The following is a 10,488-nucleotide window of genomic DNA, read 5'->3' on the forward strand; positions in this document are numbered from 1 at the left end:
GGCCGCCAGTTCATCCGGCGCATCCGCCACGGCGTGCAGCTCATGGGCGAGCTGATCAACGACCTGCTGGAGTATTCGCGCATGGAGCGGCGCGACATGGCGGCCGAGCCGGTGCCGCTGCTGCCGCTGGTGCAGCAGGTGCTGGACGGTTACGAGGCCGATATCCACCGCCAGGGCGCGCAGGTGCAGCTGGCCATGGAACCGTTCACACTGGCGCTGGACCGCGAGGGCATGGCCGTGGTGCTGCGCAACCTGATCGGCAACGCCTTGAAGTTCAGCCGCGATCGCCAGCCCCCGCGGGTGGAGATCGGCAGCCGCAGCGAGGCCGGGCGGCGTATTCTGTGGGTGCGTGACAACGGTGTGGGCTTTGACATGAAGTACCACGACCGCATGTTCGGCATCTTCCAGCGCCTGCACCGTGCCGAGGAGTTTCCGGGCACCGGCGTGGGCCTGGCCCTGGTTTTCAAAGCCGTCCAGCGCATGGGTGGCCGTGTCTGGGCCGAGAGCACCCTGGGTGCCGGTTCCACGTTTTTCCTGGAGTTTCCCGAATGAGCACTTCCGTGAGCCCGCCCCCCATCCTGCTGGTGGAGGACAACCCGATGGACCTGGACCTGACGCTGCGCGCGTTCAGCAAGAAGAAGTTTTCCAACCAGGTGCACATCGCCCGCGACGGTGAAGAGGCGCTGGCCTTCATCCCGCGATGGGAGGCGGGCGAGGCGCTGCCGGCGGTGATCCTGCTGGACATCAACCTGCCCAAGATCAACGGGCTGGAGGTGTTGCGCCAGCTCAAGACGCACGAGCGCTTCCGCCGCATCCCGGTGGTCGTGCTGACCTCGTCCAGGGAAGACAAAGACCTCAAGACCGCCTACGATCTGGGCGTCAACTCGTACATCGAAAAGCCGGTCAGCTTCAACAAGTTCATGGACGTGGCCGAGCAGATCGAGCTGTACTGGTGCGTGCTCAACGAACGCCCGTCCTGAGCGCCGACCGTTACCACAAGGAGACACCATGCCGATGCTCAAGGTCCTGATCCCGGTCGATGGCTCCGAGCGTTCGCTGGACGCGGTGCGCCACGCGCTGGCGCTCACCGGGCGCGGGCTGCGGGCGCGTTTTGTGGTGGCCAACGTGCAGTCGCCCGCCAACCTGTATGAACTGGTGGTGGCCCACAACCCGCAGGTGCTGCAGCAGGTGAGCGAGGCCGCCGGCCGCGACCTGATGCGCCCGGCCGTTGAACTGCTGCAGGCCGCCGGCTTGCAGGTGGAGCAGGACGTGGCCACCGGCGACCCGGCGCACACCCTGGTCGAGATCCTGGAGCGCCACGCCTGCGACGCCGTCATCCTGAGCGCGCACGGCGCCAGCGGTGCGCGCTCCCAGCTGGGCGCGGTAGCGCACGAAATGGTGCAGATCGCGCCGGTGCCGGTGACGGTGGTGCGACCGGCCGAACGCGAGAGCGACTGACGCAACGGTCGGCGCGCCCGCAAGGGCTGACGGACCACCGGTCACGCACAACGGCGGACACGCACAGGCGTGGGCCGCCGTTGTGCTTTGTGGGCCACCGGTCCGCCATCGCGGGATGGTTTTCGTGATTACGTTTAGGTGAATGTGTTTACGGATGTGAAATCTTGCGCTACAGTACGCGCACCACCGGCCACCCGCGGAGACAGCGTTCCATGTCCACCTACAGCTACCCCCAGTTCCCCTACCGGGCGCCCGACGACCTGATGGCGGGCGCACCACAGCGCCGGCCGCTGGTGGTCATCGGCGCCGGCCCGGTGGGGCTGGCGGCGGCCATCGACGCGCGGCTGCACGGGCTGGACGTGCTGCTGTTCGACGAGGAGGACAGCGTGTCCTTCGGTTCCCGCGCCGTCTGCTACGCCAAGCGTTCGCTGGAAATCCTGGACCGCCTGGGCGTGGGCGACACGGTGGTGGACAAGGGCGTGAGCTGGAACGTGGGCCGCACCTTCATGAAGGAAGAAGAGGTCTACCGCTTCAACCTGGTGCCCGACGCTGGCCACAAGCGCCCGGGCATGATCAACCTGCAGCAGTACCACCTGGAAGAAGCGCTGGTGCGGCGCGCCGAGGCGCTCGGCGCCGACCTGCGCTGGAAATACAAAGTGGTGAGCGTGCAGCCCCTGGGCGAGGGCGGCCACGGTGGCGCGCGCGTGAGCGTGGAAACGCCCGACGGCGCGTTCGAGATCGACGCCGACTGGCTGGTCGTGGCCGACGGCGCCCGTTCCAACGTGCGGCGCCAGCTCGGCCTGGACATCGAAGGCCATGTGTTCAAGGACCGTTTCCTGATCGCCGACGTGGTGATGAAGGCCGACTACCCGGCCGAGCGCTGGTTCTGGTTCGACCCGCCGTTCCACCCCAACCAGAGCGTGCTGCTGCACAAGCAGAGCGACAACGTCTGGCGCATCGACTTCCAGCTCGGCTGGGACGCCGACCCGGAAGAAGAGAAGAAACCCGAGAAGATCATTCCGCGCGTCAAGGCCATGCTGGGCGATGACCGCGAGTTCACGCTGGAGTGGGCCAGCATCTACACCTTCCAGTGCCGCCGCATGAAGCACTTCCGCCACGGCCGCCTGCTGTTCGCGGGTGACGCGGCGCACCAGGTCTCGCCCTTTGGCGCACGCGGCGCCAACTCCGGCTTCCAGGACACCGACGACCTGCTGTGGAAGCTGGCGCTGGTGATCAAGGGCCTGGCGCCCGAGGCGCTGCTGGATACGTATGACGCCGACCGCACCTACGCGGCCGACGAGAACATCCGCAACTCCACCCGTTCCACCGACTTCATCACGCCCAAGAGCGCGGTCAGCAAGCTGTTCCGCAACGCGGCGCTGGAGCTGGCGCGCACCCAGCCGTTTGCACGCAAGCTGGTCAACTCCGGCCGCCTGAGCGTGCCGGCCTTCCTGGTGCACTCGGCGCTGAACACGCCCGACACGGACGCTTTCGAGGGCAACATGGTGCCCGGTGCGCCGCTGGACGACGCCCCGGTGCGCGTGGACGGGCAGGACGCCTGGCTGCTCGACCAGCTGGGCAACCGTTTCGTGCTGCTGGTCTTTGCCGACGCTGCCGCACCGCTGGACCCGGCGCTGCGGGCCCAGGCCGCGGCGCTGGCCGGTGGCGCCATCCCGGTGGAGGTGGTGCTGGTGTGTGCCCAACCGGGCGAGGCCGCCGGCCTGACCGTGCTGCACGACCGCGATGGCCTGCTGGCCCAGCGCCTGGATGCGCGGCCCGGCACCGGCTACCTGCTGCGCCCGGACCAGCACGTGGCCGCGCGCTGGCGCCGCGTCGACGTGGCCGCCGTGCGCGCCGCGCTGGCCCGCGCGACCGCGCAGACCGTGGTCGACATCCGCCCCGAAGCCGTGGCCGCCTGAATCCACCAGGAGAACCCCATGCCCCTGCAGCCACTGCCCAACCTCGCCGAGCCCGGCCAGCGCTACTTCCGTGACTTCACGCCGGGCGACGACTTCTACGAAGCCCTGATCGACACCCACCGCGACCTCAGCGACGAGCAGAGCCAGCTGCTCAACGCCAAGCTGATCCTGCTGCTGGCCAACCAGGTGGGCGACATCGCCGTCCTGAAAGACGCGCTGCGCGTGGCCCGCGAAAACATTCGATGACCCCCCTGCGCCGCTTCGCGTCTTCCCCCCTGAAAGGGGGGACCACACCAGGGGCCCGGCAAAGCCGGTTCCCAGGTGGGTGCTGGGTGGTGCAGCTTCCCTTTAGCTCCAAGGAGACTCTCCCATGAACATCCGCAAGATCCACCACGTCGCCTACCGCTGCAAGGACGCCAAACAGACCGTCGAGTGGTATGGGCAGCACTTGGGCATGGACTTTGTGCTGGCCATCGCCGAAGACGCGGTGCCGTCCACCAAGGCGCCGGACCCGTACATGCATGTCTTCCTGGACGCCGGCGCGGGCAACGTGCTGGCTTTCTTCGAGCTGCCCAACTCGCCCGAGATGGGCAAGGACCCGAACACGCCCGACTGGGTCCAGCACATCGCGCTGGAGGTGGACACGGTGGACGAGCTGGAATCGACCAAGGCTCGCCTGCAAGCCTCGGGTATTGACGTCATCGGACCGACCGACCACACGCTGTTCAAGTCGATCTACTTCTTTGACCCCAACGGCCACCGCCTGGAACTGTCCGCCAACACCGCCACGCCCGAGATGCTCAAAAAGCTCGACGAGGTGAAGTGGGACATGATCAACGAGTGGGCCCAGACCCGCCGCGCACCCAAGCACGCGGCGTGGATGCACGAGAAAGCGTTTCAGGCTTGATCCACCCCCGCGCCGCCTTTGGCGTCACCCCCTCAAGGGGGCGGCACTGGCGGCCCGGCGAAGCCGGTTCCGCGGTGCCTGCTGGATGGGGCCCGCGCTCCGGGGAGCCGTTGTGCCGCCCGCCACTTTTGCTGCACGGCGCGTGACGGTGCTGCTGGTGTGCCCTACTGCATCTCGGGCTCTGCCGTTCGTCGGAACAGGGCGGGAAAAGGGGCTCAAGTTCGGCGATGGAAGGCCGAAAAGCTGAGGGAACACCAGGAATGTCTTTCACTGGTGTCCCTTTCTTCAGGGGTTTGCCATGTTGAGCATCACATCCAGTCAACCGGCGGTCTGGTCGCCGCCTCCCGGCCCCGCGGTCACCGCGGTGTCGCCCACCGTGCAGGTGCAGCCGGTGCAGGCCACCTCGCGCGACGCGCAGACCGGTGGTTCGTCGGGGCGCGAGGCGCCCGGCGCCGCCCAGGCCTCGCGTGTGGGTGGTTCTGGGCGTGAGCGCGACACCGAGCGCACCGAGAAGGGGGCATTGCCCGACGCGGCGCCGCTGCTGCCACGCGAGTCGCCGGACGCGCCCGACCAGCCCGAGTCGCCCGAAAAAGCCCAGGCCCAGGTGGATGCCGAGCGCGAACTGCAGGCCCGCCAGGCCGAGGACAAGGCGTTTCGACAGAAGCTGCAGGACGTGATCTCCAACGTGTGGAAGGCCAGCGCCGCGGTGGTGGATGTGGCGCTCAGCGCCAGAGGCGCCAGCGCTGACGCCGAGGCGGTCAGTGCCACCGAAGCGGTCGCTGGCGCAGAGCCCGTTGGCGCTGCTGCGCCGGCCGCGCTGTCACCGCCGGCCAGCGCGGCGTCCGGAGCACCGGTGCAGGAAGCCGCCAACGACGCGGTGGCCGAGCTGGCCGAACTGCGGGCCGGCCAGGAGGTGGTGGCCTACGACGCCGCCGGCCACAGCAGCCTGGCGCCCCTGGAAGCGGGCACGCTGATCAGCCGCCGGGTGTGAACCGCGCCTCCCCGTCGGGAGGCACAACCCCCAAAAGAACCGCCGGGCAAGCCCGGCGTTTCTTTTGGGGGCACGGAACCAGGTGCAGGCGATGCGGTCGTCGGTGTGCGGCAGCAGCGCCGGCCAGGTACCGACTGTCCATGGGTTGCGCCGTGGCTGCGTGCCCGGCACCTTCCTGCAGGTCGGTCTTGTGCGGTCCTGTGCGCTGCGGTCGGGCGGTGTCGGCCACCGCGCCCGCCCCTCCCACCACGTGGTGGGGCGGCTGCCCGCGCCTCAGTTCAGCGTGCTGGATTCGAGCTGGTCCAGTGCCTTCTGGGTCAGCTCCAGATCGCGCTTGAGCTGGGCGCCCAGGCTGATGTGCAGCGGCTGCTGCGGGTCCTGCGACAGCGTTTCGAGCTGGGCCGCGCTGCGCACGATGGCGCGAAAGCCCATCAGCATGGACGTGCCCTTGAGCTTGTGCGCGTTGTAGTGCACGGCCTCACGGTCGCCCTCGCGCAGCGCTTCGAGCAGCACGTGGGCCGTGCCCTCGGGTGGCTCGAACACGGTCCTGAGCAGTTCGCTCAGGGAGTCCTCGGGCATCATGGACATGATCTCGGCGTAGGCCTCGGTGTCGATCACAGCCGATGGCGCGTCCTGCGGCTGGGGCAGGCGCACCGGCATCTCGTACGAGGACATCGGGAACGGGCCCGAGAGGCGGTGCACGCTCATGCCGGGCAAGGGATGGTCCGGGTCGTCCAGCAGGCCGCAGCGGCCCAGGGCCCGCTGCAGATCGCCGGCCTGCAGCGGCTTGCTGGTGAATTCGTTGACGCCCACTTCCAGCGCGCGCTTGCGGGTGTCGTTGACCACGTCGGCCGTGACCAGGATGACCTTGATGTCCGCGGCCGGGCCGTCGAGCCGGCGGATCGCCTCGGTGGCGGCCAGGCCGTCGAGCACCGGCATGTGGTAGTCCAGCAGCACCACGTCAAAGCTCTGGGTCTTGAGGATGTCCAGCGCTTCCTGCCCGTTTTCGCAGAAGGTGGCGTCGTGTCCCATCTTCTCCAGCAGGATGGCCATGTACTTGAGGTTGATCGGGTGGTCCTCGGCGACCAGCACGCGCAGGCGGCGGGTGCTGCCGATCGTGCCGGCGGTGCTGTCCACCGCGTCGTCCGGAGCCTCGGTGGGGGGCAGGTGCAACGTCACGGTGAACACCGAGCCCACGCCGGGTTCGCTGCCGACCTGGATGTCGCCCCCCATCATGCGCGCGAGGTTGCGCGAAATCTCCAGGCCCAGACCGGTGCCGCCGATGCGCCGGCGCAGCGAGTTGTCGGCCTGGTAGAAGCGGGTGAACAGGTTGGCCACGGTGTCCGCGTCCATGCCCACGCCGGTGTCGCGCACCGCGATGGTCAGCCCCGACGGGGTGCCGGCGACGCGGGCGATCTCCACCATCACGCCGCCCTGGGGCGTGAACTTGATGGCGTTGTTGATCAGGTTGAACATGATCTGGCGCACGCGCGTGGCGTCGGCCAGCACCCACTCGGGCAGGTCGGCGGCGGGGTAGATGTCCAGCGACAGGCCCTTGTCCCGTGCGGCCACCTGCATCAGGTCGCTCACCTCTTGCACCACGGTGCGCAGGTGGACCGGGGTTTCCGACAGCTTGAGCGTGCCCGACTCCATGGTCGAGACGTCCAGGATGTCGTTGAGCACGCCGAGCAAGTGCTGGGCCGAGTCCGAGGCGGTCTGCAGGTAGTCGCGCTGCACGCTGGTCAGCTGCGCTTCGCCCAGCAGGTTGAGCATGCCCAGCAGGCCCTGGAACGGGGTGCGGATTTCGTGGCTCATGTTGGCCAGGAACACGCTCTTGCCGTGGTTGGCGGCCTCGGCCTGGTCGCGGGCTTCGGTCAGTTCCTGGCTGAGCTTTTGCAGGTGCTGGTACTGGCGCTGCTGTTTGCGGATGTGGCGGACCAGCAGGCCCACGAACAGCAGCATCACCAGGGCCTGCGCAGCGGCCAGGCCAATGACCAGACGGCTTTGCTCCTGGATCTGGGTGTTGCGTTCGTCCAGGAACTGCGACACCGCCCGGTTGGCGTCGCGGGTGAGTTCGGCCAGCAGCGGCACCAGCAGCTCGATCTGGCTCTCCAGCACTTGAAGCGACAGCGGCTGCCGCACGAGCGACTCGGGGTCGGCGAACAGCGGGTCAGCAGTGTGGGTGAACAGCTCCAGCCGCGATTGTGCTGCGGCGAAATTGGGTGAGCTTTGCAGCAGGTCGCGGCGCGGGATCTTGGTCAGCAGGTCGATGCGGCTGAGGAACACTTCATAACGTTCGAGCAGTGCCCAGGGGTCGGCGCCGGCCGGGTTCAGCTGGACTTTGTGGATCGCCTGGTCGAGCCGCGAGAGCTCGCGTTCGAGCTGGTAGGCCTGCCACATCAGGGCGTCGACCTGTTTGCTCGACATGTCGTCGAGCACCCGAACCTGGCGCCACTGGATCCAGCCCAACGGCGTGAGCGTCAGGCTCAGCAGCAGCGTGATGGCCACCGCCCAATGGCGGCGGTTCCAGTGTGCAAGGTTCGGGGTCGGGATCATCACTGCACTTCCAGGGCCTTGAGTTGCCAGATCGAGCGCTCGTAGTAGGTGGAGCTGCGCAGCTCGGCGCTGTTGTCGAACGGATAGACCACGAACAGCGGGCCCTTCTCGCGCACCGGCATGGGCTGGTCGTCCAGCAGGCGGGCCACGATGGGCTTGAACTTGGTGTCGCCCATCGGGATGCTGATCTTGTAGTCGTTGATGGCGATGGCGCTGACGGTGCTGCCGCTGGCTTTGACGGCGGCCAGCACGTCGGACAGCAGCGGGCCGGTGAACTTGACCGGCTTGTCGAACCAGGGGGTGCGGGTGGTGAAGGTCTGCTGCGGCAGCGCTTCGAGCATCTTCATGTCGAAGCGCGCCACGTCACCGGCGTTTTTCACGGCGATCTTGCCGGACACGGTGAGGATGGGGCGCTCCTTGGGAGCGTCCAGCGCGAGGGCGGGCTGGGCAGCGACGGCAACGGCGCCCAGCAGGGCGCCCATGAACAGGCGGCGGGTTTTCATGATGTTCAACTCCATGGTGTTGTGGTGAGGGGAAAACGGTGACGAGAAAACAGGGGTGGGATGGGCGTGAGCTCAGATGCGGTGGCGCACCAGCGCCGGGTTGGCGGCCAGGCGGCCGAGCAGCGCGCCGGCGATCTGTTTGAGCGGCAGCACCTCGTGCGCGGCACCGGCCTGGATGGCCATGCGCGGCATGCCGAAGACCACGCAGCTGGCCTCGTCCTGCACATAGTTGTAGCTGCCGGCGTCCTTCATCTCGCGCATGGCCAGGGCGCCGTCGGCGCCCATGCCGGTGAGCATGACGCCGATGGCGTTGGGGCCCAGCACCCGGGCGCACGACTTGAACAGCACCTCGACCGAGGGCTTGTGGCGGTTGACGGGTTCGGTGTCTTCCACCACGGCCACGTAGTTGGAGCCGCTGCGGTCGATGCGGAACTGACGCCCGCCCGGGGCGATGTAGGCATGGCCGGGCAGGATGCGTTCGCCGTGGCGCGCCTCGGCCACGCTGATGCGGCACAGGCTGTTCAGGCGGGCGGCAAAACTGCTGGTGAAGCCGGGTGGCATGTGCTGGGTGATGACGATGGCCGGCGCGTCGGCGGGCATGGGGGTCAGCACCTCGCGGATGGCTTCGGTGCCGCCGGTGGAGGCGCCGATGCAGATGATTTTTTCGGTCGTGGCCAGGCGCGGCAGCGGCGCCCTCGGCGGCTCGGCCGCGGCGCTGCCACCGGCCGCTGCCGGCGCGCCCGCTGGTGGTGCCGGAGGCAGGCGCTTGACGTGGGCGCTGGCCGCCACGCGGATCTTGTCCACGATGTCGTGTGCCAGCTCGTTCAGGCCGCTGGTGATGCCGATGCGTGGCTTGGCCACGTAGTCCACCGCGCCCATTTCCAGCGCGCGCAGCGTGATGTCGGCGCCTTGCTCGGTCAGCGTGGACACCATCACCACCGGCATGGGGCGCAGACGCATCAGGCGCGAGAGGAACTCCAGCCCGTCCATGCGCGGCATCTCCACGTCCAGCGTGATGACGTCGGGGTTGGTCTCGCGGATCATCTCGCGCGCGACCAGCGGATCGGCGGCGGCGCCCACGCACTGCATGTCGGTCTGGCGGTTGATGATTTCGGTCAGCAGGCTGCGCACCAGCGCCGAATCGTCCACCACCACCACTCTGATTTTGGCCATCTTGTTGTCCTCCTGGGCTGCGGTGTCTAGAACAGGTCGATCGACCCGCCCGCGGTGCTCTTGGCGACCACGGCCGCGCTGCCCTTGCGTTCCTGGGTTTCCAGCGTTTCGGGGTGCGAATGCGCCAGGCGTTTGCACATGGCCTTGCCCGTGGCCGGGAAGTAGCAGACCTTGCGCGGGTAGATGTCCAGCACGTCCTTGGAGATCACCGCGATGCGTTCGGTCTGCAGGTAGTCCAGCACGAACTGGGTGTTGCGCTCGCCCACGTTCATGGTGGTGAAGGTGTGCATCACCTGGCCGCCACCGAACACCTTGGCCTGCATGTTCTCGCGCCGGGCACCGAGCTTCATCATCTCGTTGATCAGCAGTTCCATGGCGTACGAGCCGTAACGCCCGGAGGTGTCGCCGCCACCGTCGGGCAGCATGAAGTGGTTCATGCCGCCCACGCGCACCTTGGGGTCCCAGATGCAGGCGGCGATGCACGAGCCCAGCACCGTCATGATCACCATGTCGTCGGTGGTCACGTAGTACTCGCCGGGCAGCACCTTCACCGCGTCGTGCTTGAAGTGGTGGTCGTGGTAGTAGAACGAGGCCTCACCTGGCTTGGGCTTGCGTGCCTTCAGCGTGTCCAGCGACGAACGTGCGGGGGTGACGATCATGGTCGACCTCCGCCACAACGGTGATGCGCAGTGCCTTCGGCCAGTGACACCGCGGAACCGGCTTTGCCGGGCCGCAGGTGTCGTCCCCCTGGGGGGAAGGCGCGAAGCGACGCAGGGGGGAGCTTGTCAAACGCGTTCATAGACGGTCTTTCCGCGCAGCGCGAACAGGCTGCGCGCATCGCTGAAGTTCTCGGCGTGACCGACGAACAGCATGCCGCCCGGCTTCATCACGCGGTGGATGCGTTCGAGCACCTGGCGCTGCGTGGGACCGTCGAAATAGATCATCACGTTACGGCAGAACACCACGTCAAAAGGTTCGCGC

General features: G+C 67.8%; 12 protein-coding genes. 7 read left to right on the forward strand and 5 right to left on the reverse strand.

Features of this window, described 5'->3' with window-relative positions:
• The 7 genes from ACR2JA_RS18340 to ACR2JA_RS18370 all read left to right on the forward strand — a co-directional run.
• Positions 1 to 552, forward strand: a 552-nt coding sequence (locus tag ACR2JA_RS18340) for a sensor histidine kinase (RefSeq protein WP_434010505.1), incomplete at its 5' end; no start/stop codon positions are given.
• Complete coding sequence (locus ACR2JA_RS18345) at positions 549 to 980, forward strand: response regulator (RefSeq protein WP_434010506.1); 432 nt, start codon at positions 549 to 551, stop codon at positions 978 to 980. The genes ACR2JA_RS18340 and ACR2JA_RS18345, both read left to right, overlap by 4 nt.
• A gap of 28 nt (positions 981 to 1,008) precedes the next feature.
• Positions 1,009 to 1,458 carry a universal stress protein gene (locus tag ACR2JA_RS18350; RefSeq protein ID WP_434010507.1) on the forward strand — a complete coding sequence of 150 codons (450 nt, stop codon included), beginning with the start codon at positions 1,009 to 1,011 and terminating at the stop codon, positions 1,456 to 1,458.
• Between the two features lie 212 nt (positions 1,459 to 1,670).
• Positions 1,671 to 3,377, forward strand: a complete 1,707-nt coding sequence (locus ACR2JA_RS18355; RefSeq protein ID WP_434010508.1) for an FAD-dependent oxidoreductase — start codon at positions 1,671 to 1,673, stop codon at positions 3,375 to 3,377.
• Between the two features lie 18 nt (positions 3,378 to 3,395).
• The gene (locus tag ACR2JA_RS18360) at positions 3,396 to 3,623 is read left to right on the forward strand and encodes a DUF2783 domain-containing protein (protein ID WP_434010509.1); all 228 of its coding nucleotides are present in this window, start codon (positions 3,396 to 3,398) and stop codon (positions 3,621 to 3,623) included.
• Between the two features lie 124 nt (positions 3,624 to 3,747).
• The gene (locus ACR2JA_RS18365; protein ID WP_434010510.1) at positions 3,748 to 4,284 is read left to right on the forward strand and encodes a VOC family protein; all 537 of its coding nucleotides are present in this window, start codon (positions 3,748 to 3,750) and stop codon (positions 4,282 to 4,284) included.
• 298 nt (positions 4,285 to 4,582) lie between these two features.
• Positions 4,583 to 5,275, forward strand: coding sequence for a hypothetical protein (locus ACR2JA_RS18370; RefSeq protein WP_434010511.1), 693 nt, complete (start codon positions 4,583 to 4,585; stop codon positions 5,273 to 5,275).
• A gap of 273 nt (positions 5,276 to 5,548) precedes the next feature.
• Here ACR2JA_RS18370 and ACR2JA_RS18375 read toward each other — a convergent pair whose 3' ends face one another.
• The 5 genes from ACR2JA_RS18375 to ACR2JA_RS18395 form a co-directional block, all read right to left on the reverse strand.
• Entirely contained in the window at positions 5,549 to 7,831 is a 2,283-nt protein-coding gene (locus tag ACR2JA_RS18375; protein WP_434010512.1) for an ATP-binding protein, read from the reverse strand.
• Complete coding sequence (locus ACR2JA_RS18380; RefSeq protein WP_434010513.1) at positions 7,831 to 8,349, reverse strand: hypothetical protein; 519 nt, start codon at positions 8,347 to 8,349, stop codon at positions 7,831 to 7,833. The genes ACR2JA_RS18375 and ACR2JA_RS18380 overlap by 1 nt, the downstream gene beginning before the upstream one ends.
• A 57-nt stretch (positions 8,350 to 8,406) precedes the next feature.
• Complete coding sequence (locus ACR2JA_RS18385) at positions 8,407 to 9,507, reverse strand: protein-glutamate methylesterase/protein-glutamine glutaminase (protein ID WP_434010514.1); 1,101 nt, start codon at positions 9,505 to 9,507, stop codon at positions 8,407 to 8,409.
• Positions 9,508 to 9,533: 26 nt separating this feature from the next.
• Positions 9,534 to 10,166: a chemoreceptor glutamine deamidase CheD gene (gene cheD / locus ACR2JA_RS18390; RefSeq protein WP_434010515.1), complete on the reverse strand. Its 633-nt coding sequence runs from the start codon at positions 10,164 to 10,166 to the stop codon at positions 9,534 to 9,536.
• A 126-nt stretch (positions 10,167 to 10,292) separates the two neighbouring features.
• Positions 10,293 to 10,488: CheR family methyltransferase (locus tag ACR2JA_RS18395; protein WP_434010516.1), on the reverse strand; the 196-nt coding region annotated here is incomplete at its 5' end.

The sequence above is a fragment of the Hydrogenophaga sp. genome, assembly GCF_051007235.1.
Lineage (GTDB): Bacteria > Pseudomonadota > Gammaproteobacteria > Burkholderiales > Burkholderiaceae_C > Hydrogenophaga.

What these genes read in the sequence shown, in the direction of transcription:
- ACR2JA_RS18345 (WP_434010506.1), top strand. Translation starts at nt 549, where the DNA reads ATGAGCACTTCCGTGAGCCCGCCCCCCATCCTGCTGGTGGAGGACAAC.
- ACR2JA_RS18350 (WP_434010507.1), top strand. Translation starts at nt 1,009, where the DNA reads ATGCCGATGCTCAAGGTCCTGATCCCGGTCGATGGCTCCGAGCGTTCG.
- ACR2JA_RS18355 (WP_434010508.1), top strand. Translation starts at nt 1,671, where the DNA reads ATGTCCACCTACAGCTACCCCCAGTTCCCCTACCGGGCGCCCGACGAC.
- ACR2JA_RS18360 (WP_434010509.1), top strand. Translation starts at nt 3,396, where the DNA reads ATGCCCCTGCAGCCACTGCCCAACCTCGCCGAGCCCGGCCAGCGCTAC.
- ACR2JA_RS18365 (WP_434010510.1), top strand. Translation starts at nt 3,748, where the DNA reads ATGAACATCCGCAAGATCCACCACGTCGCCTACCGCTGCAAGGACGCC.
- ACR2JA_RS18370 (WP_434010511.1), top strand. Translation starts at nt 4,583, where the DNA reads ATGTTGAGCATCACATCCAGTCAACCGGCGGTCTGGTCGCCGCCTCCC.
- ACR2JA_RS18375 (WP_434010512.1), bottom strand. Translation starts at nt 7,831, where the DNA reads ATGATCCCGACCCCGAACCTTGCACACTGGAACCGCCGCCATTGGGCG.
- ACR2JA_RS18380 (WP_434010513.1), bottom strand. Translation starts at nt 8,349, where the DNA reads ATGGAGTTGAACATCATGAAAACCCGCCGCCTGTTCATGGGCGCCCTG.
- ACR2JA_RS18385 (WP_434010514.1), bottom strand. Translation starts at nt 9,507, where the DNA reads ATGGCCAAAATCAGAGTGGTGGTGGTGGACGATTCGGCGCTGGTGCGC.
- cheD (WP_434010515.1), bottom strand. Translation starts at nt 10,166, where the DNA reads ATGATCGTCACCCCCGCACGTTCGTCGCTGGACACGCTGAAGGCACGC.